General features: G+C 30.7%; 19 protein-coding genes. 6 read left to right on the forward strand and 13 right to left on the reverse strand.

Features of this window, described 5'->3' with window-relative positions; all coding sequences use genetic code 11:
- Window positions 1-107: 107 nt before the first annotated feature.
- The gene (locus AB2B44_RS08345) at window positions 108-1,265 is read left to right on the forward strand and encodes a mechanosensitive ion channel (protein WP_369049119.1); all 1,158 of its coding nucleotides are present in this window, start codon (window positions 108-110) and stop codon (window positions 1,263-1,265) included.
- Between the two features lie 113 nt (window positions 1,266-1,378).
- Here the strand turns inward: AB2B44_RS08345 and AB2B44_RS08350 are convergent, their stop codons facing one another.
- The 6 genes from AB2B44_RS08350 to AB2B44_RS08375 all read right to left on the reverse strand — a co-directional run bounded on the left by AB2B44_RS08350 (window position 1,379) and on the right by AB2B44_RS08375 (window position 7,075).
- Window positions 1,379-2,536: a flavohemoglobin expression-modulating QEGLA motif protein gene (locus tag AB2B44_RS08350; protein WP_369049120.1), complete on the reverse strand. Its 1,158-nt coding sequence runs from the start codon at window positions 2,534-2,536 to the stop codon at window positions 1,379-1,381.
- A gap of 112 nt (window positions 2,537-2,648) precedes the next feature.
- Complete coding sequence (locus AB2B44_RS08355; protein WP_369049121.1) at window positions 2,649-3,479, reverse strand: N-formylglutamate amidohydrolase; 831 nt, start codon at window positions 3,477-3,479, stop codon at window positions 2,649-2,651.
- A gap of 22 nt (window positions 3,480-3,501) precedes the next feature.
- Complete coding sequence (locus tag AB2B44_RS08360; protein ID WP_369049122.1) at window positions 3,502-3,834, reverse strand: hypothetical protein; 333 nt, start codon at window positions 3,832-3,834, stop codon at window positions 3,502-3,504.
- 2 nt (window positions 3,835-3,836) lie between these two features.
- On the reverse strand, window positions 3,837-4,685 hold the full coding sequence (locus AB2B44_RS08365; RefSeq protein WP_369049123.1) for a sulfurtransferase: 849 nt from the start codon (window positions 4,683-4,685) through the stop codon (window positions 3,837-3,839).
- Window positions 4,686-4,692: 7 nt separating this feature from the next.
- Window positions 4,693-5,727, reverse strand: coding sequence for a glutathione synthase (gene gshB, locus AB2B44_RS08370; protein ID WP_369049124.1), 1,035 nt, complete (start codon window positions 5,725-5,727; stop codon window positions 4,693-4,695).
- 25 nt (window positions 5,728-5,752) lie between these two features.
- Window positions 5,753-7,075, reverse strand: coding sequence for a dicarboxylate/amino acid:cation symporter (locus tag AB2B44_RS08375; protein WP_369049125.1), 1,323 nt, complete (start codon window positions 7,073-7,075; stop codon window positions 5,753-5,755).
- 170 nt (window positions 7,076-7,245) lie between these two features.
- Here AB2B44_RS08375 and AB2B44_RS08380 point away from each other — a divergent pair, with 170 nt between their 5' ends.
- Window positions 7,246-7,893 carry a DUF937 domain-containing protein gene (locus AB2B44_RS08380; protein WP_369049126.1) on the forward strand — a complete coding sequence of 216 codons (648 nt, stop codon included), beginning with the start codon at window positions 7,246-7,248 and terminating at the stop codon, window positions 7,891-7,893.
- Window positions 7,894-7,955: 62 nt separating this feature from the next.
- On the opposite strand, the gene AB2B44_RS08385 is transcribed toward AB2B44_RS08380, so the two are convergent.
- The 4 genes from AB2B44_RS08385 to AB2B44_RS08400 form a co-directional block, all read right to left on the reverse strand.
- Window positions 7,956-9,314: a pyridoxal-phosphate dependent enzyme gene (locus AB2B44_RS08385; RefSeq protein WP_369049127.1), complete on the reverse strand. Its 1,359-nt coding sequence runs from the start codon at window positions 9,312-9,314 to the stop codon at window positions 7,956-7,958.
- Window positions 9,315-9,643: 329 nt separating this feature from the next.
- The gene (locus AB2B44_RS08390) at window positions 9,644-10,627 is read right to left on the reverse strand and encodes a hypothetical protein (RefSeq protein ID WP_369049128.1); all 984 of its coding nucleotides are present in this window, start codon (window positions 10,625-10,627) and stop codon (window positions 9,644-9,646) included.
- A gap of 111 nt (window positions 10,628-10,738) precedes the next feature.
- Window positions 10,739-11,974: an ABC transporter permease gene (locus AB2B44_RS08395; RefSeq protein ID WP_369049129.1), complete on the reverse strand. Its 1,236-nt coding sequence runs from the start codon at window positions 11,972-11,974 to the stop codon at window positions 10,739-10,741.
- A 301-nt stretch (window positions 11,975-12,275) separates the two neighbouring features.
- Entirely contained in the window at window positions 12,276-16,313 is a 4,038-nt protein-coding gene (locus AB2B44_RS08400; RefSeq protein ID WP_369049130.1) for a glycoside hydrolase family 2 TIM barrel-domain containing protein, read from the reverse strand.
- A 283-nt stretch (window positions 16,314-16,596) separates the two neighbouring features.
- Between AB2B44_RS08400 and AB2B44_RS08405 the strand changes: the two genes are divergently transcribed.
- Entirely contained in the window at window positions 16,597-17,016 is a 420-nt protein-coding gene (locus tag AB2B44_RS08405) for a hypothetical protein (protein WP_369049131.1), read from the forward strand.
- Between the two features lie 12 nt (window positions 17,017-17,028).
- Entirely contained in the window at window positions 17,029-17,289 is a 261-nt protein-coding gene (locus AB2B44_RS08410) for a DUF3781 domain-containing protein (protein WP_369049132.1), read from the forward strand.
- Between the two features lie 30 nt (window positions 17,290-17,319).
- Here the strand turns inward: AB2B44_RS08410 and AB2B44_RS08415 are convergent, their stop codons facing one another.
- Window positions 17,320-18,939 (reverse strand): ABC-F family ATP-binding cassette domain-containing protein, encoded by a 1,620-nt coding sequence (locus AB2B44_RS08415; protein ID WP_369049133.1) that lies wholly within the window; start codon window positions 18,937-18,939, stop codon window positions 17,320-17,322.
- Window positions 18,940-19,186: 247 nt separating this feature from the next.
- Here AB2B44_RS08415 and AB2B44_RS08420 point away from each other — a divergent pair, with 247 nt between their 5' ends.
- Together AB2B44_RS08420 and AB2B44_RS08425 are read left to right on the forward strand one after the other, a co-directional pair.
- Entirely contained in the window at window positions 19,187-20,539 is a 1,353-nt protein-coding gene (locus AB2B44_RS08420) for a hypothetical protein (RefSeq protein ID WP_369049134.1), read from the forward strand.
- A gap of 183 nt (window positions 20,540-20,722) precedes the next feature.
- Window positions 20,723-22,510 carry a DEAD/DEAH box helicase gene (locus AB2B44_RS08425; protein WP_369049135.1) on the forward strand — a complete coding sequence of 596 codons (1,788 nt, stop codon included), beginning with the start codon at window positions 20,723-20,725 and terminating at the stop codon, window positions 22,508-22,510.
- Window positions 22,511-22,650: 140 nt separating this feature from the next.
- Here AB2B44_RS08425 and AB2B44_RS08430 read toward each other — a convergent pair whose 3' ends face one another.
- The gene (locus AB2B44_RS08430; RefSeq protein ID WP_369049136.1) at window positions 22,651-24,423 is read right to left on the reverse strand and encodes a nitric oxide reductase activation protein NorD; all 1,773 of its coding nucleotides are present in this window, start codon (window positions 24,421-24,423) and stop codon (window positions 22,651-22,653) included.
- Window positions 24,424-24,475: 52 nt separating this feature from the next.
- A complete protein-coding gene (locus tag AB2B44_RS08435; protein WP_369049137.1) occupies window positions 24,476-25,279 on the reverse strand; it encodes a CbbQ/NirQ/NorQ/GpvN family protein in 804 nt (267 codons plus the stop codon).
- Window positions 25,280-25,327 lie beyond the last annotated feature (48 nt).

The following is a 25,327-nucleotide window of genomic DNA, read 5'->3' on the forward strand; positions in this document are numbered from 1 at the left end:
TATATACTATTCTTGTAAATTTTTTAAATTAATTCATACTCATAATAGTGACTTTCATTAAATTAGAGGGTCAAAAAAATATATAATTTTAACAAAAAAAATCAACAATGGATCAAATTTTACAAACGTACAATCAAATTACAGGTTCTTTTGGAAAACCAATTAGTGCATTAATTATTATCATTTTAGGATGGTTTGTTGCAGGGATACTAAAAAGACTAACTAAAAATATGTTAAAAAGGGTTGGCTTAGGCAAATCTTTAAAAAACAACAAAGTAAATATTGGCGATTTAATTTCTAAGCTTGTTTACTTTTTAGTTACGATTTTTGTGTTTATGGTAGCCCTAGAAAAATTAGAACTAACCAGTGTTTTAGACCCTGTTAAAAATTTACTTAACGGATTTACGGGATACATACCCAAATTAGTTGGCGCAGGATTAGTAGGCTATATTGGCTATATGTTAGCTAACATTGTGGCTGAATTAGTTGAGCTATCGGGTGATACCATTCAAAAAATTGCTCCTAAATTACGATTGCCTGAAAACATTAATTTGGTAACTGTTTTAAAGAAGGTTGTATTTATTTTTATATTTATTCCTTTTTTAATTGCAGCTTTAAACATTTCAGGTATCAATTCAATATCTGAACCAGCTACCGATATGTTGCAAAGCTTCTTTGATGCAATTCCTCGTATACTTGTAGCTTCGTTAATTTTATTAATTTTTGTAGTAGGTGGTAAATTTTTAAGTGGTCTTATTAAAGATTTATTAGACAGTATAAACTTAAATGAAATTATGCAACACGCAGGTTTAAACGCTATAGCTGGTAAAGCAAATTTTGAAAAGTTAATTGCTAATATTGTTTTTGCTTTTATTATTCTATTTGGTTTAATGACCGCTATAGATAAATTAGAGTTTAGTAAACTTTCTGAAATTATGAATACCATAGTTAATTTGGGCGGTAATATTTTATTAGGATTAGTAATTTTAGCTGTTGGTAATTGGGTAGCAAATATTGCTTCTAATAATTTCTTAAAAAGTGATAATAATCCCTTTGTAGCTAGCATTATTAAAGTTGCTATTTTAGCCATATTTTTAGCTATTGGTTTACGTAGAATGGGCATTGCCGATGATATTATAAACTTAGCTTTCGGTATTACACTTGGTGCTGTTGCCTTAACAGTAGTATTGTCATTTGGTTTAGGTGGTCGTGAAGCGGCAGGTAAACAAATGCAAAAAATATTAGATAAGTTTAATAAAAAATAAACTTAAAACAAACTTATAAAAAAAGCGGCTTATTAACTAAGTCGCTTTTTTTTATTGTAAAAACAGAAAATGGTGTTTATGTTAACCAAAGTTACAAAACTTACACTCCTATTTCATCGTAAATTTTTTAATATAAAATCAATTGTTTTATTATTGTTGTTATTTTGATGATATGAATCGGTATAATATTTAGGTGGCACAGCGTAATTTTTATCAATCAAGTAACCAATATCGTCTACAAAATCTAACGATACTTTACCAACTAATAATAATCCTAAATCTTGTTTAGCATGGTAATAATCGTATACTTTTTTAAGCCCTGTTAAATACAGGTAATCTTTTGTAAAGCCCCCTCCCCGATGAGCTCTAAGGGTAATGCCAAAAGCTTGATGTTTTTCTAAATCATAGGCGTTATGTAAAAGTCTAAAGGTTTTTGAAAAAGAATACCCTTTAGATAAGCTATTTACCGCTAGTACTCTATATGCTAACTCTTTTAATCTTTTAACGGTTAAGTTTCCTGACATATATTCGCTAAAAACAGCCAACCCCTCTTGAGTTTCAATATTATTAGGAAAACCATGCGAAAATATTTTTAGTGGTTGTAATAAACCATTCATAGTTGTAACCATATGTACCCCAATTTCGTGATTGGTTAAAATAGCCATTTCATTTTCTGAAAATATGTGATGGCTATTAATTGCTAAAGTTTGAATATTGTTTAAAACCATAGCAATGGCACTCATTGTTTTAGAATGTTTAATTTGATAAGTAAAATTGTATTTTTTAGAGTATGTTCTAAAAATTTCTTCGGCTTGTTGCGGGGTATATTTGGGTTTAAAAATAGCCGAATTTTCATTTTCATCATTGAAATGTAAAATAAACTTAGCATTTTCTACATCTGTTTCGGTTGGTGTACCGAACGAACGAAGGTTGTTGTAGTAAAATTTTTTAGTTTCGCCAACAGTTTCAATACACTGTATAATACCCGAATAAAAATAAATAACCTCTTCGTACAAATTTCGTAGGTGCTGATCTTGTATTAATTCAATGGGTTGTGTAAAAAATTCGCGATGTAGTTTAAACTTGTCAAAATTGCGTGTTGGGTATATAAATTTAGGCTCTATTAAATATTTTGAAGCAAAAAATCGCTGTTTTTCCTCTTCTATATTTAAAGGATTTACGTAGTTTAACAGCTCAATTTTTTTAACTAAGCTATCTAAGTAGTTATCTATTTTAAAAAGGGTTTGACAAGCTACCGAAGTATTTTTCACACAAATAAATTTAAGTTATTGTTTAATTTTTACAGGTTAATATACTAAAAACAATCAAATAATGTTTGTTTTAGCAAACAACTCAATAAAATTGAGCTAAAAAAAGGCAAAGCTAAGACTTATGCTTTTGATAAAAAATAGCTGCATGGTTTTTTAATTCGGTATGCAAATATTTTTCTATTGCAACAACTACTTCAGGATACATTATTTGTGTTGATTCATTGCAATATATCTTAGCAATTTCTGTTGCTAAAACTAAGGTGTTTTTAAATTTTTGAGTAATAAACTTTAAAAAGTACCCGTTTCCTTTAAAGGTGTCGTTAATTTTTGAAGTTGATTTTATACTGTTAGATAGTGGCGTTTTTTCTAGTATGCTTCTCCATAGTTCAATATCATTTTTAAACCGATTGGTGTCTACATTAGCTGTTCCTATATTCCATGTAGGCACTTCTCTATCCCAGCGTTTCCAGTTATACGAATGCATATCGTATACTACACATACTCCAAATAGCGTTTCTAATTTGGTTAATAAGGCTTCTACTACTTTATAAAAATTTGAATGTTTATGTAAGCTTTTTTCACGCATGGTTTGGGGTAACGTATTATACCATAATTTTTTGCCCCAAGCATCATTATAAATAGCCGTTTCAGGTGCTCTGTTTAAGTCGTATTCAAAACGAGAATCACAGCCTGCAATAACAATAGAATGATTTTTTATCATTTCTTTTGTAGCAGGGTCTTCCTCGTACCATCGTTCGTATTCGGTATGAGTACAATTTTTCCAAAGTTCTTTTCTAAATTGATGCCCATCGTGTACCGCACCACAAACATAAGGCACATACTTTTCTATTTTAATAGTAAACGAATAGTCGTTACTTACGGCCTCAAAAACTTCTTCGTTTTTAATTTTTGCTATTATTTCATCGACAGCTAATTTTTTCATAACTATAGATTTACGGCACAAGTTAATTCAAAATTTTTTTTAGGTATAAAAAAAGATTTTTCTCTAAAATATCTACAGAGCCATCAGCAAAAAAAACTTCTTTAATTTCGGTAATTAAATTCTCTTTATCTGCCTGAGAATAGCTGTTTTCTAGCAAATATTGTTGTATTTTTTCTGCTGATTGAAAATCATTATCTCGGGCTATTTCTTCATGCATTTTTTCAACAGCTTTTTCATTTACTTTTGATAAAATATAAGCACTTTCTTCTTCGGTTTCTACATAATTACTTTGAGCCGCATATATTAAAACATAGGCGGTAAATTCATCTTTTGTCCAATTATTATTTATCATCATTATTATTTTTCAATTGGTAATTCTTTTCTACTTCCCCATTCGGTCCATGAACCGTCGTAAACCGCATAATTAGTATATCCGGCAAGCGATGTGCCTAAGGCTAAAATACATGCTGTAATACCTGAACCACATGAAAATATCATTTCTTTTTTATCGGGATTTATTTTTTTTACGATTTCTTTTAATTCTTTTATCGATTTCATTTGCCCGTTTATTTGTAAATTTTGATAAGGTAGATTTATCGAGTTAGGGATATGCCCACTTCTAATGTCTTTTCTAGGTTCGGGTTCACTCGCATTAAATCGACCTGCTGAACGGGCATCTACAATTACTATTTGCTCGTCATTAATAGCTGATAGAACTTGTTGGGTTGTTTTTATCTTATTTTGATGGTAAGTAACTTTAAAATTTCCTTTTTTAATAGTTTTTTTTGTTGGTAACATTTCTTCTAAAGGAAATCCATTTTTTTTCCACTCGGGTAATCCCCCATCTAAAACAGCAATGTTAGTAAACCCCATAAGCGTAAACATCCACCAAACTCTGGGAGAAGAATATACTCCTAAATTATCATACACTACAATACAGCTATTGGTGTTTATACCAATAGCTTGTGCCGCTTTTTCAAAAGCTGCTGCAGACAAAATGGTATTTGGGTAAGGGGCATTTTGTTGTGAAAAAACAGTTTTTAAATCGAAAAAAATAGCTTTTTCTATTTTTAAAGTATTTGTGTTTTCTGTTGCGTTTTTTGAAGTTACTTTAGAAATGGTTGCGTCGAGAATAATTAGGTTTTCGGCATCAATATTTTGATGCAACCATTTAGCTGATACTATAGGACTGGTAATTTTTAGCATTTTTTAATTAAGCTTTGTTTACTAATCGTTTTAAGTCTGACTTTCGTATAAAAGCCGCATTTCTTTCTAAGTGTTTACTTTCTATAAAATCAATTACTTTTTCTTGAACGCGAGTTTTATAAACTTTATTCATGTAAGTAATACCTCCAGGGCTCATAACATTTACCTCTACTAATTTACCGCCAATAACATCGATACCAACAAAGTATAATCCATCTTTTACCAATTTTGGTCCAATTTTTTTACACAGTGTTTTTTCTTGAGTTGTAAGTTTATGTTTTGCTACAGACCCTCCTGCCGAAACATTTGATCGGTGATCTTTTTCACTCGGAATTCTTCGCATTGCACCAATGGGGATACCATTTAAAAGAAGAATTCGAACGTCTCCTTTTTCGGCACCTTCAATATATTCTTGTAAAATAACATAATCTGAACCACCTTCTCCTTTATTAATATAAAAATCTAAAAGCGAATTAATATTACCCATCGCCGATTTTTCTATCAAAATAACTCCTGAGCCACCAAACCCATTTAGGGGTTTTAAAATCATTTTATCGGATGGCGATTCTTCAATCATTTGCACTAAATAATCTTTATTTTTAGATACGTGTGTAACGGGAATTATTTCGTTATTAGGGTCTTCAAAAACGGCGGTATATAATTTATTATTTGCTTCTCGCATGCCACGAACAGAATTAATAATAAATACATCGTCTTTAACAGAATCTAAAAAATTGAGCATTAATGGATCTAAAGGAGGTTCGGCTCGCATAAAAACCACATCAAAACCAGCTAAAGGAAGCATTTCTTCTCGAGTAGAGGCTTTTTTATAAAACGATTTTATATTCGAGGGTACTTTTTCCATTCTATTAATAATAGTACAAAAGACATTTGTTATACTATTTCTAATCGTTAAATTCGAAGGAGAACAAATAGCTACCCCATGCCCTCTTTTTACACACTCATGAATGAGCGTTAAAGAGGTGTCATTTTCTGGTTGTTTAATACTATCCCACGGATACATTAAAAAACAAACATTCATATTCATAACTAAATTTTTACAAGGTTTATTTTACACTATCGTAATTATCATCCCAATTTTTAGGTTTGGGTTTTCGCAATTTTCCTATCGATTTTGCTACCAATGTAGAAACCGTTGCATCACCCGTTACATTAACTACAGTTCTACACATATCTAACGGCCTATCTACTGCAAAAATTAATGCCAACCCAATGGCTAATTTATCTGCAGGAAAACTTATTGATTCTAAAACAATTACCAACATAACCATACCTGCTCCTGGTACAGCTGCAGAGCCTATTGAAGCTAATAAAGCGGTTAAAATTATAAATAATTGATTGGTAAAAGTTAAATCGAAACCTAAGGCTTGTGCAATAAAAACAGCTGCAACAGCTTGGTATAAACTTGTTCCGTCCATATTAATAGTAGCGCCAACAGGTAATACAAAACTCGAAACTTCTTTATCAACCCCAATGTGTTCTTCTACACGTTCCATTGTTACGGGCAAAGTGGCAGCACTAGAACTGGTAGAAAAAGCTAATAACTGAGCAGGACTTAATTGTTTTAAAAACCATAGTGGATTTTTTTTGGTGAAAATACTTATTAAAACCATGTAAAAAACAATCATTAATAAAAGTCCAAAAACAACCGTTAGGCTATATTTTAAAAGTGCTACAAGTAAATCAGGGTCATTAGAAGATACAACCACATTAGCCAATAAAGCAAAAACTGCATACGGAGCAAATAACATTATTAAATCAACCATTTTAAGTACGACTTCGTTTAAAGAGTCAAAAAACTTTTTCAAAGGTTTTGCTCTTTTTTCGCCAATTAATAACATAGAAATACCAAAAAAAATGGTAAAGAAAATTACCTGAAGCATTGATGCATTATTACCCATCGCTTTTATGGCATTATCAGGTACCATATCTACCAAAAATTGTAGTGGACCACTGCTTTTTTGTTTACTCGCTTCAATAATTTTACCTTGTACACTACTACTATTTGCATAGGTATTTGTTAGTTTAGAAATGGTTTCTTCTGAAATTCCTTTTCCAGGTTGTACAATATTTACCAGTAGTAAGCCTATTGTAATAGCAACTATAGTTGTAGCTATGTATAAAAAAATGGTTCGCACACCAATATTTCTAAATTTAGAAATATCTTTTAAATCGGAAATACCTTTAATAAGTGAGGCAATAATTAATGGTACAGCAATTAACTTTAAAAGCTTAACAAAAATAGTTCCGAAAGGATTAATCCAATTGCTAACAAAGTTTTTCCAACCAAATTGAATGGCAATGAAACCAAAAATAATTCCAACCACCATACCTAATAATATTTGCCAATGTAGTGCGAGTTTTTTCATTCGTTTTTAATCGTGTTTTTTTGTTAATGGGTAAATATAAAAAATACTATTAGGATATGTTTTCTTTATTTAGAAAATAATTTTAACTATGTGACTTTAATTTTGTACATTGGGTCATATATATAGTATGTAACAAATACAAAATAATTAATAAAATAAATAACAAAAAAATGGCAGGAATTTTAGACTTATTAAACAGCGACATAGGTAAATCGATTATCTCAGGCATAGCTGGTTCTACAGGGCAAGACGCTCAAAAAACAGGAAGCGTTTTAACAATGGCTTTACCTGTTTTAATGAAAGCAATGGAGCGCAATGCTTCAACTCAAGAAGGAGCAGAAGGATTAATGGGAGCATTAAAAAAGCATGATGGAGGAATTTTAGATAATCTTGGAGATTTATTTAATGGAGGTGTTGGTGAAGACGTAATGAATGATGGAAGTAAAATATTAGGACATATTTTAGGTGAAAAGGAAACGGGTGTTGAACAAGTAATTAGCCAAAAAACAAATCTAGACTCTGGCGCTGTAGGTAGTATTTTAAAAACTGCTGCACCTATTTTAATGGGGGTTTTAGGTAAACAATCTCAACAACAAAACGTACAACAACCTAGCGATTTAATGGGGGTTTTAGGAGGTTTGCTAGGTGGTTCTAAAACCAAAACCGAACAAGGGTTTTTAGAAAAAATATTAGATGCTGATGGTGATGGTAGCATAATTGATGATGTTGCAGGCATGGTATTAGGCGGAAGTAGTAGCGGGCAAAAAAGCGGTGGCTTATTAGGCGGTTTATTAGGCGGCCTTTTTGGTAAGAAATAATAAAACTCAAATAAATAATTTAAAGGTTACTTATATAAGTAACCTTTTTTTATTGTACTATTTTAAATCGCACTAATTATATCATATTTAGTAATAATATAATATTCTCCGTTTTCTAAATCAACTAAAACAGCTTCATTATTTTTAGTTATCAGTTTAGATACTTTTTCAATAGGCATATATTTTTTAATTATTGGGTAGGGTTTTTCCATTACTTCTTTAATGGGTTTTTCAGTAATATTTTTATCATTTAAAAAACTATGCAGCAACGTTGTTTCATCCACCGACCCCACAAACCCATCGACATCTTTTACCGGAATTTGCGATATTTTATATTTTCGCATTCGTTCTATAGCATGCGAAACTAACTCTTCTGTTTGAACTGTTATTAGGGGTTTATCGAGGTGATTTTTAATTAAATCTGCTGCTGTCGTAATTTTTTCGTCTAAAAATCCTCGATCTCGCATCCAATCATCATTAAACATTTTTGCTACATATCTGCTGCCATGATCATGAAAAAGTACCACTACCACATCGTTTTTAGTAAAATGTTTTTTTAATTGTAATACTCCTTTTACTGCAGCACCAGCAGAATTACCTACAAATATACCTTCTTCTTTAACCAATTTACGCGTAAAAACAGCAGCATCTTTATCCGTTACTTTGGTAAACCCATCTATTAATGAAAAATCAACATTTTTAGGCAGTATATCTTCTCCAATACCTTCAGTTATATAGGGATAAATTTCATTTTGATCAAAAATACCCGTTTCGTGGTATTTTTTAAATACTGAGCCATAAGTGTCAATACCCCACACCTTAATATTTGGATTTTTTTCTTTTAAGTATTTTGCTACTCCAGAAATAGTTCCACCAGTACCTACACCTACAATAAAATGGGTTATTTTACCTTCTGTTTGTTGCCATATTTCAGGACCTGTTTGTTCGTAATGTGCTATAGTATTTGACGGATTATCGTATTGGTTTACATACCAAGAATTAGGGGTTTGTTCTGCTAAACGTTTAGAAACAGAGTAATACGATTTTGGATCATTTGGTTCTACATTTGTTGGGCAAACAACGACTTCTGCCCCAACAGCCCGTAAAATGTCTATTTTTTCTTTTGATTGTTTGTCGGATATTACAAAAACACACTTATACCCTTTTATAATTGCAGCTAAGGCTAATCCCATTCCTGTATTACCCGAAGTTCCTTCAATAATTGTTCCTCCTTGTTTTAATCTTCCGTCCGCCTCGGCATCTTCAATCATTTTTAATGCCATTCTATCTTTTGCTGAGTTTCCAGGATTAAAGGTTTCTACTTTAGCAAGTACTAAAGCATCTATTTCTTTGGTTACCGAGTTTAATTTTACCAAAGGTGTATTTCCTATAGTTTCTAATATGTTTTTTGCGTATTTCATTTTTTGAACTGTAAACAAAGCGCTAAACGTAGTTCTGTTTTGAGAAAGTAAATATAATAAATTTGAATAATCAATGCTAGTGATATATACTAGGGTGTTGATAGTTAATCACTAGTATTGATTCGGCAACAGGTTGCCTTTGGCAACCGTTATTTGTCAAATTTATTATATTGGGAGTTTGAAAAGCAGTGCCAAATTACGTTCAGCATACGTTGTGAATAGTTTAGGCTCGATGCCCGCCAAAGGGGGATGTTTTTTTATATAAAAGGATGTCGTAATTTGGTTTAGCCCTTATTAGCTATGTTTTATATACTTTGTTATGGGATTTTTTAATTAATATCTCTATATCTATCATTTTCGTCCAAGATGAAATAACCTGTGTAATCAGTTTCTATAATTGCATTATTAAAGTTTGATTGGTCAATTTCAAATCCATATTTAATTATTTGTCGAAATTCCTTTTCTGTTGTAAAAAAATTAGGATTTATAATTAACTCATTCCTTTCGGGTCTAATATAACCTAAGATATATTGAGGTAACAAACCTCCTTTTATTGAAATTTCGTTTTGTTTAGGGAAAAATGATTTAGAATAACTTGGTAAACCGATATCATCGAGATTTTTTTTAAAGTTGTTCAAATAGTTCAAGTTTACACCAATTCGATTGATAGGATAATTAACCCAACTAATAAATATTATTTTTTCAGAGTTATTGTTGTTAGATGCAAATTTTTCAGCAATCTTTATATCCTTAGATGTTGATAAAAAGAATGAATTGTTATAAAATCCTATTCCACCTATTTGATGTAATAAACTCAAATAATAATCTCTTATTTTGATTTTATCATCTTTCGTTTTTAGTATTGAAATTTTATTCGTAAAATCTTTAACATTTTCTTTATTCGAAAAGTACTGATTAAGTTTTTTGTTAGTTTGTATAAAATGGGATATTTCTTTTCTATCCTTATTCTTGATTAGAATAGAATTTGTTTTTTTGAAAATATATTTAAAAAGAGCAATTTCGACACTATCAATGGAATGTATTTTTTTCTTGTTTAGAATTTTATTTTTATATTCTTTTCTATAGACTCTTCCTTTTTCACCTATTAAGAATATTAAACTATTTAGTTTGTTAAAATCATTGTCTCCGGATAGAGATAGTTTTTCTTTAAGGCTTTGATAATTTTCGCCTCTAAATATCATTCTCGTTCTTATTCCACTTTTTTTCAATGCCAAGCAAAATGAAGTGAATTTTTTCAATTCCTCCATAGTAAGGTCATATCCGTTTTTTTTATATTCTAAATTTTCAAACATTCTGATTAATTGCCCATAACTATACAAATATAAATTCTTTTTAAGCCATACCCAATTTTTAGGTGGCTTGTAGTTTTTTAATTTGTAAATAAAGACTTACTGCAAAATAAGCTAAGCAAATTTTATTGATGTTGACGGGCATATTTTTGTAATAATATACGACGGAATTATCAGCATTAAAAAGCATAACACCAAAGTACCAACATTTAAAAACAAAATGTAATCAAAACTTATATAAATGGGTACCGTACTTACATAATAAGTCTGAGGATTTAAACTGATTATTTTAAAGTATTTTTGAGTAAAAAGTAACGAAAGTCCTATTAAATTACCCCAGAAAAGCCCCCATAAAACAAGGTATAACGCATTGTATAAAAATATTTTTCTAATACTCCAATTCGAACACCCTAATGCTTTAAGAACTCCAACCATTTGTACTCGTTCAATAACCAATACCAATAAAGCTGTTATAATATTTATACCTGCAACAAATATCATAATAACAATAATAATATATACATTGTTATAAAATACCTTTATCCATTCAAATATAGCTGGATAACTATCTTTAATCGTTGTAGAATTTAAAGTAGAACCAATATGTTTATAAATAGCATCGCCTTTTTCTTTAAGTTGATTAAAGTCGTTTAATAGTACTTCAAATCCTCCTACTTGATTTTCATTCCAACCATTTAAACGCTGTACCTCTCTAATATCGCCAATTACTATGTTTTTATCAAACTCTTCAAAGCCGCTTTTATATACCCCAACGATAACTGATTTTCGTGTTTTAGGCAACTTGCTTTCTGCATTTTTTATATAAAAAACAGTAATTGTATCGTTAAGTTTTAGTTGTAATCTATCAAAAATATACTGAGATAAAAGTACTTCTCTATTTCGAGTTTGATTAAAATTTGGCAACCTGCCCTTTACTAAGTATTCTTTAAAAAACGACCAGTCATAATCGGTAGAAACCCCTTTAAAAACAATGCCTTCAAAGCTTTTTCCCGTACGTATTAAACCTGTTTTATTGGCAAAAACTTGTACATTTTTTATGCCGTCAATGGTTTTAAATTTAGGATAAAAATCTTGCTTTTTATCAATAGGTATTAAAGAAACATCAGAGTTATTATTATCGTAATTTGTAATTTGAATATGCCCTTTAAACCCAGAAAGTTTATCTTGAATTTTATATTGTAACCCCGCACCCGTTGCTATTGAAATAAGCATAATAATAATACTCAAAGCAATTGCTATAATGGCTATTTTTATGATGGGCGACGAAATCGTATTTTTATACTCTTTGCCAGCAATAATTCGTTTTGCAATAAATAATTCGTAATTCAATTTTTATGGTGATAGATATAACTTCGTTGTTGGTTTCTAAATATTCTAGAAACTAATAATTTAAACCTTTTTATTTATGTTATTATACATAGCTTTACTAGACTTTCAAAAGTACATATTTATTCTTGTTTATTGAATAGCTCTTTTAATGTATCTCTCTTTTTTTGAAATGATTTAAAAATTGCTTGATAAAATTGGATATGTTGTATATAAACACAAACCAAAAATTACTAAAAATAATTTTTGGTTTGTGTTTGGGGGTTTTAAACTGTTTAAAAAATCTATTTTTTTTTTATCGTAATTATTCTAGAACAGAGAATTCTGCTCCTGAAGCAAAGTCTCGTCCATTTTGCTCACTTAACCCCGTAAAACGGATATATCTAGCTTTAACAGGTTTATCAAACAGTACTTTTTTTATTGTAGTTCCTCTTTTAAAGCTGGCTTTTTCTATTACATATTTCCAGTCTTTACCATTATCGCTAACCTGAATACTATAGTCTTTTATCATACCTTTTGAATTATTTTGACGAGGTAAATACGTAAACCCTTTAATGGTTTTATACTCACTCATATCAAAATCAATCCAATGTGGATACTTGGCTACAGTTACAGAGTACATCGTATGCCAAAAGGTGGTTGGGTTGCCATCTATTAATTTATCAGCTTCTTTTCCTATTTCTTGGCTACTGGCATTTACTACGGTTAAAGGTACGGTCTCCATTTTAGCAAAAGTATAATTTACCTTATTACTAGAGTCGTTTGTAAACCATGCCTCAACAAATCCTCCTTTACGAAACGGAATGGGTGCATTATATTCTTTTACAATTCCATTATTTATACGATAGCTAATAGCATCATTTTTTGCCGATTTTAATTCTAAATTTCCATCGAAACCTCGTACAATAGCTAAAGGCATTTTACCCGCAGCACTTACGTTTGCTTGCGCTGCTAAATCTTTTTTGGCAGGCCGTATTATAAAACCAAAATTAGTTTGAACTGCTTTAACGCGATCGTTTTCTAATGGTGCGCCTTGTCCGCAACTATTACCGCCTAATCCAGTAACCGCCTCATTTAATTCTAAATAAGTATCTCCTGCTTTTGGTAATTGATAAGGATGAGGTGCTAAAACAAAATCTAATGCAGAATACTGTAATGCCGAAGTAGCCATATGGTTTTGTGTAGAAACAAATACGGCTCCCTCTCCTGCTTTATTGGTTAAGGCTACCCAGCGTACATCTTCGCGGTTACCCATATCTTGAGGCTTCGGAAAGTTTACAAATTGATCTGCTACAGTTGATTTATATTGCCCCATTAATGAACCTACTTTACGATCGGCATAATTATCATAAGGACCACGACCGTAATAGGTGTAGTTAGAGAATTGCTCAGGCACATTCATTACATAACCTAATTTTGCTAATACCAGATTAGGTTTATTAGAAGTAATACTCGATTGTAATTCAACCGATCCGTCAGGATATACCGTATATATCTGGTTGGTTATAAATTTAAAATCAGATGATTCAAATTTTTGATTAGTTAATTCTTCAATTTTATTTCTACCAGAGCTAGTTCCGCCTAAAATTTTTGCAGCATTAGGAGCCTGTGAAATTACACTAAAAGCAACCGTAACCGTACCATCATCGTTTTGTTTAAAGTTACTACTTACAGCTTTGTGCACTAAATTATGTAAACCATTAGCAAACCAAGCGGCGTATGCCCAGTTATCATTATTTACAAAGGCTCTAAATGCATTTAAACGTGGACCTTTAGCGTCGGTAATAATTTTGTTTTCACCATATTGAAGACTATAAATACTACCTGTTTGTTTATCAAATTTCACTACAAAATTATCACCAGAAACAGTTTGAATATTTCCAACAGCAGGTGTGTATATAGCTTTACCTGAGTTTCCTGTTTTTGAAATTACGGCAATCGAGGGTTTTTCTGAAGCCGATTTTACTAAAAATTGCTCTTCAGCTTGAACATACCCTTTTTCTGCCCAAGGTTGTTTATTTTTTTGTGAAAATTTAATTGTAATAAAATACTCTGATTCAGGTTTTAAATCATTGTAATTATAAGGAATGGTAATTTCTTTTTTACTACGTGGATTTACGGTATCAATATTAATTTTTACAGAAGTAAAAGGCTTGCCATCTTCCGTTAAAACCCAACTAACCTCATAATCACTTAAATCTTTAAAGTAAAATTTATTAAAAATACTAAAACTACCTTTTTTAACATCTACATCTTTAACGACTACATTTTGATATACTTTTTTAACCTCGTAATACTGAGGTTTGAGCTCTCTATCTCCAAAAATAATACCATTCATTACAAATTGTCCGTTATTAGGTTTATCACCAAAATCACCACCGTATGCAAGGTATTTTGTTCCTGTTTTTTTGTCGTAATTATACATCGATTGGTCAACCCAATCCCAAATAGCTCCTCCCATAAAGTAGTTAGTAGACTCCATGGCATCCCAATAATCTACAAGATTACCACAAGCGTTACCCATTGAATGAGCATATTCTGACACGTGAAAAGGATATTTAATTTTATAAGTACCTTTTACTGCCCCTCTTATCCATGCAATCGATGGATATTGGTTAGAGCCAATATCTACAATACTATTATTACGTTCGTATTGTACTGGACGAGATTGATCAACCTTTTTTAATGCATCGTAAGCGGCAACAAAGTTTTTTCCAGGACCCGCTTCATTACCCAACGACCAAATTACAATAGAAGGATGATTATAATTAGCATGTACCATTTCCATTACTCTTGCTACGTGGGCAGGTTTCCATTCAGGTGGATGAGAAAGTGAAGCATCACCATAATAATACTCGTGAGATTCTATATTAGCTTCATCTTCAAGATAAATACCATATTTATCGCAAAGAAAGTACCAATATGGGTCATCGGGGTAGTGTGAATTTCGCACATGATTGATGTTTGCCCGTTTCATTAACATAATATCATCTTCCATCATTTTACGTGTAAGTGCATGACCTACAGCTGGATGACTTTCATGACGGTTTACTCCTCTTAGTTTTACGGTTTTGCCATTTACATAAAAATACCGTCCTGCTAAACCAAATTCATCATCTTTTGCTAGTGTATTTTTAAGTTCTACTTTACGAAAACCAACAATGGTAGAAATTGTTTCAACCGTTTTTCCTTTATTATCTTTAAGTTCAGCAATTAGTGTATATCGATAAGGTTTTTCGGCAGACCATTTATTAGGATTATTAACTTTTAATATTGCCTCTTTTGCTTTTACTTCTGATTGAGTAGTAACCGTACCAATTTTTGCACTAATTGTAGCGCCTTCTACACGAGTATTTTCATCAGAATAAAGTTTATTAGCATACAAAGAATAGGTTAATTTATGTCTTCTAGCTGTTTTGTTATCAAGGTTTCGTATGTCGGCATTTATAATTAAAGAGCCATCTTTATAATTAGCATCTAAATCAGGAATAACATTTAAATCTCGGATATGTACTTTTGGAATAGCTTGTAAGGCTACGGTTCTAAAAATACCTGGTAAACGGTACATATCTTGCGATTCTAAGAAAGAACCATCAGAGTTACGGTATACTTCAACAGCAACGGTATTTTTTCCTTTTTTTAAATACTTTGTAATATTAAAGCTAGCCAAGTTTCTAGAGTTTTTTGAAAAACCTACATATTTGCCATTTATCCATAAATAAAAGAAAGAATCAACCCCATCGAAATTTAGAAGAATTTCACGATCTTTCCAATCGGCAGGAATATCAAAATCTTTACGGAATGAACCAACTTCATTTCTATATTCATAAGTCGTCCAATCTTTAGGTGGAGTTCGCATTACCCCTTTTCTCCAATCATCTACAGCAACTTTATGATAAAATATTACGGGTTGATTTACATAAACAGGTACACCATACTTTAAATCGCCATTTTTTTGTATACCATAAATATTCCAAGAAAGCGGAACAGGCACCTTATCCCAATCAGTGGTGTTATAATCTGTTTGATAAAAATCTTTAGGACGCTCATCTGGATTTTTTGAAAAATGAAATTGCCAATTACCGTCTAGAGATTTCCAATAGGTTGAATTCTCTGGTAATACTTTTCGAGCGCTCGTTACATCTTGAAAAGGGAAAAAATAAGCTTTAGGCTGTTCTTTATTTAAAGCCAGTCGTTGTGGAGATTGCCATTCGTTGCCCGATGGAGCAGTAACATCTCCATATTCAAATCCCTTTAAAACAGCTTGTCCGTAAGTTAAAGTAATTGAAAAAAAAGAAAATGCTATAATGGCTAAAGTAGTGCGTTTTTTTGTTTGTACCATTTGTATAACCGTTTTGTTTTTATTGTGAAAAGGCGAATTTACGTTAAAAATAAAGGCTACAAAAAATTTAAACTTTTTTTTAACATATCAAAAAGCATCAAATTATTTAGTTAGTCGGTATTTGGTGTTAATACTAAATTTAGAGTAATGCCTATAATAATGAAAAACACCTTATATCATATACGCACTATTTTTAATCTGTTTTTTTTTTGTTTATTAAAAAATAAACAGCTTATCTACAATTTTACTATCTTGTAAACGCTAACTATTAATTTACAAACTTATGTTTTCAAAATCTAATTTAGTTCCGTTTATAGGAGCTGCTTTATGGGCTTATTTTGGTGGTTTTTTTCTTTGGAGTGTGATTGGAGGGGTATTATTAAGTGATAATTTAGGCTCTGCTACCGGAGTTATGCGAAGTAATCCTCTTCACTTTATGCTAATTTTAGGATGTGTTATTTTGGCACTTTTATTTACCGTACTTTATTCTAAATGGTCTAGAGGATACTACAGTATTTCTCAAGGGGTTCAATTTGGAATGTTACTGGGTATTTTTCAAGGCTTTGGCTCGGGCATGATTGATTATGCCACTAGCAATATGCTTTCTTTGACAGGCTTTTTAATAAATGCGTTGTTATATGTGGTGTATTATGTAATTATGGGAGTTATTACCAGTATATTGTTTTCTAAATTTTCAAAATAAAAAGTTGAAAAATTGAAACAAACAAAAGCTGAAATTTTAAATAATATTTGTTATACCGAACTTGTTTATAGCCGAATAAATAAAAAATTGAAAAGTAATTTATCTAACGTAGAAATTGAAAATTTTATTTTTGAAGTAATCAAAAACGCACACGTCGATAACTTTATAAAAACAGGTAAAAACTTTTACGTTTCAAATTTGAGTAAAAATATTAGAATTACGGTAAATTCAAATACCTATAGAATAATAACTGTTGATAAAATACAAAATTAAGCACAAAAAAATAAGGGTATATTTTAATGCTTAAACATATTTTTCGTCACGTAATGCTTTAATTTTTTCATCTGCTAAATAGTCATCAAACGTGCTATAGCGATCAATAACGCCTTTAGGTGTTATTTCTATAATTCTATTGGCTACGGTTTGTGCAAATTCGTGGTCGTGAGTTGAAAATAAAACCGTACCCTTAAAATTAATTAACGAGTTGTTAAGTGCTTGGATAGACTCTAAATCTAAGTGGTTTGTTGGTTCGTCTAACAATAATATATTTGCTCTAGTCATCATCATTCTAGATAACATACAGCGTACTTTTTCTCCTCCTGATAAAACATTGCTCTTCTTTAAAGCTTCTTCGCCCGAAAAAATCATTTTTCCTAAAAACCCTCTTAAATAAACTTCTTCACGTTCTTCTTCGGTTGTAGCATACTGGCGTAACCAATCTACTAAATTTAAGTCTTTATTTTTAAAAAATTTGGTGTTATCTAAAGGCAAATATGATTGAGTGGTAGTAACCCCCCATGTATATTTTCCTTTATCGGGTGTTTCGTTACCTGTTATAATTTGATAAAAAGCAGTAACCGCTCTTGAATTTTTAGAAATGATAGCGACTTTATCGCCTTTATTTAAATTGATGTCAATATTGTCAAATAGTATTTCGCCTTCAAAAGATTTAGACAATCCTTCAATATTTAAAATTTGATCACCAGCTTCTCGTTCGCTTTCAAAAATAATAGCTGGATACCGTCGAGAAGAAGGTTTAATTTCATCTACATTTAATTTTTCAATCATTTTTTTACGAGAAGTTGCTTGTTTTGATTTAGCAACGTTTGCAGAAAAACGACGAATAAATTCTTCTAATTCTTTCTTTTTATCTTCAGCCTTTTTATTTTGTTGAGCTCTTTGTTTGGCTGCTAACTGACTTGATTCGTACCAAAAAGTATAATTACCCGAATAGTTGTTGATTTTACCAAAATCAATATCAGAAATATGAGTACAAACAGCATCTAAAAAATGACGGTCGTGTGATACTACAATTACAGTATTATCATAATTAGCTAAAAAGTTTTCTAACCAACTAATCGTTTCAAAATCTAAATCGTTAGTAGGCTCATCCATAATTAATACATCAGGATTACCAAATAAAGCTTGTGCCAATAATACCCTAACTTTTTGTTTACCATCTAAGTCTTTTACTAGAGCATAATGTAAATCTTCTTTTATTCCAAGATTTGATAATAATGCGGCTGCTTCAGCATCGGCATTCCAGCCATTCATTTCTTCAAATTGTACTTGTAGCTCTCCTATTTTTTCAGCATTTTCATCGGTATAATCAGCATATAAACAGTCTATCTCTTTTTTTAAGTTATATAGCTCCTTATTACCCATAACCACCGTTTCTAGTACTGAAAATTCATCAAAAGCAAAGTGGTTTTGCGATAATACCGACATTCTTTTTCCAGGTTCTAAGTGTACTTGACCAGAAGTAGGTTCTATTTCGCCTGATAAAATTTTTAAAAAAGTAGATTTTCCTGCACCATTAGCCCCAATAATTCCATAACAATTACCTTCAACAAATTTAATATTTACCTCATCAAATAATACGCGTTTACCAAACTGTACTGATAAATTAGAAACTGTTAACATACTACGTTTTTTAAATTTGATGCAAAAGTAGTCTTTTCATGTTAAAAACCAAGAGAAAATAGTATTGCTAATTATAACAAATAAAGCTGAGGTTTTAACAACGTATTAACAACTAAATGCTTATTTGATAATTATATTTGCTCTTGAATAATAGTTTGTTTTTAAAGAAAAACGTTAATAAATACTACAAATTTAAAAAGCTCACAAGTTTTAGTTTACTAAGTACCAACGTTAAAAAAATATGTTAATGAAATATATAATTTCATTTATAATGTTTAGCCTTGTTTTTGCTTGTTCAAAAGGTAAGCAACATACAATTACTTATTTTGGAGGAAAAATTATTAACCCTAAATCAAGGGTTATACTCGTTTCTAACAATAAAGGCGTAATTGACACCATAAATTTAAAAAAAGACAATACCTTTTTAGGTAAGTTTACAGATATACCTGAAGGTTTATATTATTTTTCACATGGTCCTGAGCATCAATATGTTTACCTAACACCAAAAGACAGCCTGTTACTTCGTTTAAATACTTGGAATTTTGACGAATCGTTAGTATTTAGCGGAAAAAATGCTACTAAAAATAACATGCTAATTGATGTTTTTCTGCAAAATGAAAAAGACGAAAGATTTTTTTACAGGTTATTTAAACTAGATCCAGATACTTTTAAGGCAAAAGTAGATTCATTAAAAAAAATAAAGATTAAAAAATATAAGGTTTTTAAAGCAAATAATCCGAATACATCAAAAAAGTTTTTAAGTCTATTAAAAATTGCTATGATATACCCACTATATAGTGAGTTAGAAAATTATCCTATAAATCATAAAAACCAAAATAAATTAGATAGTTTACCAATTACAAAGGCTTCTTTTTACAAGCATCGTGAACAAGCTGTTATGAATTTGGACTCTATTATGTTTTATTATCCTTACTCTCACTACGTATTAAGTAAAATTTATAATGATACCTATAAAGAGGGGCACAAAAAAAATTCAGACGATTTTACGATAGCATTATTAAAAAATATCGATAAAAACATAAAAACGGAAGATTTAAAAAATACTTATTTACGTCATGTTGTTGTTCGTGATTTTTATGGAAAATCAACTTGTTCTGTAAATAAAGAGGTGTTTTATACTTTTTTTAAATTAAACACAAGCATAAAAGATAAAAAGGAAGTACAATGTTTGTTAAATGATGCTAAACGGTTACATGACAATAAAAAAATACCTAATTTTTCGTTAGTAGACTATAACGGTGAAAGCAAAAATATATTACCCCTTATTAAAAATAAAAAAAGCGTAATTTACTTTAGAAATGCTAATGTTTTTAATGATGATTGGGTTGCTTCTCGCATCAAATTTTTAGCTAAAAAAAATCTTGACACTCAGTTTATTGTTATCAATTTAGAAGACAATAGTCGTATTAAAAAATTAGACATAAAAAATCAATATTACCTTACCGATAAAAGTAGTGCTAATGCATTTTTAACCAGTAAATACCCTCGAGCTATTTTAGTAAATAAAAAAGGAATTATAAAAAATAGTTTTGGTTCATTAGCTTCACAAAAAATAAATAGACAAATTGCTGATTTATAAAATAATAAACCCTCTTATTTTCATTCATTTTATTTAACGTACCTTTGCACGATTTTATTTTTTAAAATTACGATTACCAATTTACCAGAAAAATTGAACCCGTAATCGATTGTCCGAAATATAAATATAGGTTTGCAGGTACTGGCGTCTGTGAATCAAAACAAGAAAACACAGACAAAAGTTATGTCAACAACATTTTTAAGTTTGGGCTTACAAGACCCAATTAATAAAGCTTTATTAGATTTAGGCTATGAAAAACCTACTGTAATTCAACAAAAAGCTATTCCGCAAATTATAAGTTCTACCGATGATTTAAAAGCTTTTGCTCAAACAGGTACAGGAAAAACAGCAGCATTTAGCTTACCAATAATTGAATTAGCCGACCAAAACAACAGTAATATACAAGCTATTATTTTATCGCCCACACGTGAATTAGCGGTTCAAATAGGTAAAAACATAGAAGACTTTTCCAAGTATTTACCTCAGTTAAAAGTAGTAACGGTTTACGGTGGTGCAAACATAGAAGAGCAGATAAAAAAACTAAAGCGTGGAGCTCATATAGTAGTAGGTACTCCAGGAAGAACAGTCGATTTAATAAAACGTCGTGTATTAAAGTTACAAAATGTGCAATGGTTGGTTTTAGATGAAGCTGATGAAATGCTTAATATGGGGTTTAAAGATGAATTAGATAAAATCTTAGTGGCAACTCCAGAAACTAAACAAACCTTATTATTTTCAGCAACGTTTCCTAAAGAAGTAGAGGCTATTGCTAAAAATTATATGACAAAGCCTATTGAAATTACTTCTGGCGAAAAAAATACAGGTTCTGATAATGTAAATCATGAATATTATTTGGTTACTGAAAAAACGCGTTATGCAGCGTTAAAGCGAATAACCGATTTACACCCTAATATATATGGAATTGTATTTTGTAGAACTCGAAGAGAAACCCAACAAGTTGCCAATAATTTAATAAAAGATGGTTATAATGCTGATGCGTTACATGGTGATTTGTCGCAATTACAACGCGATAGCATTATGGAAAAATTTCACGAAAAAAATATTCAAATTTTAGTTGCTACTGATGTGGCTGCTCGAGGTTTAGATGTAACTAATTTAACGCATGTTATTAATTATAAATTACCCGATCAAATAGAAAACTACACGCACCGTAGTGGGCGTACTGGTAGAGCTGGAAATAAAGGGGTTTCGATTGTTTTGGTAAGTAAAAAAGAACAATCAAGATTAAACGCTATTGAACGGATTATAAAAAAGAAATTTATACATCAACAAGTTCCGTCAGGAAAAGAAATTTGTCAAAATCAACTATTTTATTTAATAGATAAGGTAAAAAACATCGATGTTAACAATGAAGAAATTGTAACGTTTTTACCTAGTATTTACGAAAAATTAGAAGGTTTATCAAGAGAAGAACTAATACAAAAATTTGTATCGTTAGAGTTTAATACGTTTTTATCGTACTATACCAATGCACCTGATTTAAATAACTTATCTTCTTTTGGTAATTCGAGAGGTACTGCTTCGAGCGAAAATATGACTCGCTTTTTTATTAATATTGGTAGAAAAGACCGTTTAAACCCAGCTAAACTAATTGGGTTAATAAACGACCAAAATATTGGCGATAAAATCAATATTGGATCAATTGATATTTTAGATACGTTTTCTTTTTTCGAAATTGACAAAAACTTTGAAAAAGAAACACTAGCTGCTTTTAAAGCGAATGAACCTGATTTTAACGGTCGCTCTATTAATGTTGAAATTACTAAAACTGACCGATCTTCAGGAGGTAAAAAACGTAAAGGCGGAGTTAATACTGAAGGTTTTGGGCGTCGTAAGAACACTAAAACTACGACTAGTAGTAAAAGAAAATCAAAACTGTCTGAAAAGCCTAGCCGTAGTTTTAAAGACAAAAAAACAGGTGGATTTGGAAGAAGACGTAGAGCGAGATAACCTTTACTCTTTATAAGTAAATAACAGTATAAAAAATGCTTAATCATACAGATTAAGCATTTTTATATCTATCACTATTTTCAAGTAATAGAAAATCTAAAAACTAAATACTTTTTATTTTACGTAGTACTCTAAACTATCTAACTTTGCTCTCTTATTTTTTCGTAAAGAAGCACTAAAGATTTTAACAAGGCTACAGGCGTTGTTAAAATTTGATAATGATTTTGCCCAAACATTTGTGGTAAATAATACTTAGCTTGTGCTTCTATTGCTAAGGCATAAGAGTTAATATTTTTTGCATTTAACTCTCTTAAAGCTTGTTTTACATCGTTAATACCATAGCTGCCTTCATACTTATCATAATCGTTAGGTTTTCCGTCAGAAATTAAAAGTACCCACTTGTTTTTTGTATCTCTAGTTTCTAACAACGCTCCCGAATGACGTAAAGCAGCCCCTATTCTAGTATAACCGCATGGCTCTATCGCTCCTACTTTATTTTTTGCCGTATTCCAATCTTCATCAAAAGCTTTAATCGTGGTATAAGTACTGTGATTTCTTGTTTTAGAGTAAAAACAATTGATAGAAAAATCAATAGCATACTCGTTTAAAATTTCACCAAAAAGTATAGACACTTGTTTTTCTACATCAATAATTCTATTGCCATTAGCATAACCATCAGTAGATAAGCTAATATCTAATAAAAGTAATATAGAAATGTCTTTTTCTTTTTTACGTTTAGATAAATAGACTTTTTCTGAAGGTGTTTTTTTTGAATGTATATCAACAAATAAATCCGTTAAAGCATCTAAATCAAATTCTTCTCCTTGGGTTTGTTTTCTTATACGCTGATATTTATTATTTACATTACTTAACATTTTACGTAAACCTAATAAAATGGCTTTATTTTCTTTAATGGTTGTTTTGTAATACTGCGCATTAGATTTTAAAAGGTTAGTTGGGTATACTTTGCAAAAGTTTTCTTTATAGCTTTTTTTAGAAGCATTCCATTCGTCATATTCTAAATAATAGCCTTTGTTTTCTATAGCACTACTTTCTGATACGGTAGTGTTTTCGATAAAATCTGCTTGATATACAGAATGAGCCGTATCATCTACCCTAACGGTATACTTCATGGTTAAATCTTCAAGCGCATTGGCATGGTCGTCTAACGCATCATCTCCGTCAAAATCTTTAAAATTACCTCCAAACTCTTCTGCTGTTTCTACTTTTTCAAATTGATGTTGAATCACAGCATCTTCTTGTTGCTTTTTATCTACTTCTACAGATACAATTTCTTCTACAGCTGTTGCTTTTAAAATTGTTTTTACCTGTTCAGTTGCTGTTTTTACTTTATCTGTAAAATGCTGTAGTTGGTTTGTTGTGTTTTCTTCTGGTAAATTTTTCATCCATTTTCCATAAATAAAAGAAAAATCGGCAGGGTTTTTAGTGTCAGCTACATTGTTAAAATAGGTTATAAATTGATTGTAATATGTTTTTGTTATAGGAAATTCTTGAAATAATACCGTTAATACTTTTTGAGAAGTTTCTTGCGATTTTTGCTGTGATGTTTCTAAATTGTGTTCTATAGCATCGTTCCAATTTAAATTCATTTTTTTTTGCACAGCTAAGTATAAAACTCTAAATAAATAAAATGAACTGTTTTTTTCTAAAGTGTTAAAAAAAGTTATTGTTTTAGGTAAAAAAAAGTTATTGTTTTTATATCCTCCTTCTCGTTCAGCTTCATAAATAATAATAGGGTTACCAGTAATAGCTCTTGCTAAAATGGTAAGTCGAGGAGCCAACTCTGCTAACCTAGCTGCATGTGTTAAATTGTTTTCTTGCTGCTTTTTTTTGCGTTTAAAATAGTTAGCAAACTTGGTAAAAATATATTCATCTGGCTCAAACTCGAACATCCCATTAGGTTTTGTAATTATTTATAATACTTATAGTTAATTATATAGCCCTTTAAATCATTAAATCGCATAAATCTTTTAACGCAGTAGTTATTTCTATTTCATCAGACAAAGGCTCTACAATGGCAACATGTGTAGCAAGTCTTTTAGGTAAACCCGAAACAATAAGCTTAGCCGCATCTACTAACAATCGAGTAGATACGGTTTCTGTTAAACCTAATTCGGTTAAATTTCTAATTTTTGTAGCAATTTGAACCAATTTTTTAGCATCTGCCGTTAAAATACTGGTTTCGTTGGTTAAAATTTCTACTTCTGTTTTTTCTGTAGGATATTCAAAAGAAATGGCAACAAAGCGTTGTCTTGTAGATGGTTTTAGCTCTTTAAATCCTTTCTGATAACCTGGGTTAAATGAAGCTACTAACATAAAGTCTGGGTGTGCTTTTATGGTTATGCCCAACTTATCAATAAACAATTCTCTTCTGTGGTCTGTTAAAGAGTGAATAGCTACAATAACATCTGGACGGGCTTCAGCTACTTCATCTAAATATAAAATGGCACCTGTTTTTACCGCTAATGTTAATGGCCCATCTAGCCATACTGTTTCTGCCCCTTTAATAATATACCTGCCAATTAAATCGGTAGAAGAGGTTTCTTCATGGCAGCTTATCGTATTTAAATTTTTATCTAATTTATTTGCCATAAACTCTACAAAACGAGACTTTCCTGTTCCTGTCGGCCCTTTTAACAGTATGGGTAATTTTTGGCTATATGCGTGCTCAAAAACTTCTATTTCTCTGTAAATAGGTTTGTAATATGGTATACAAACAGTTTCTTTTATATCTTTTGTTACTTGCATGTTGTTGTAGGGTTTTTAATATTTCACTAATAAATTTTTTTATTACCT

This window comes from Tenacibaculum sp. UWU-22, from assembly GCF_041021355.1.
Lineage (GTDB): Bacteria > Bacteroidota > Bacteroidia > Flavobacteriales > Flavobacteriaceae > Polaribacter.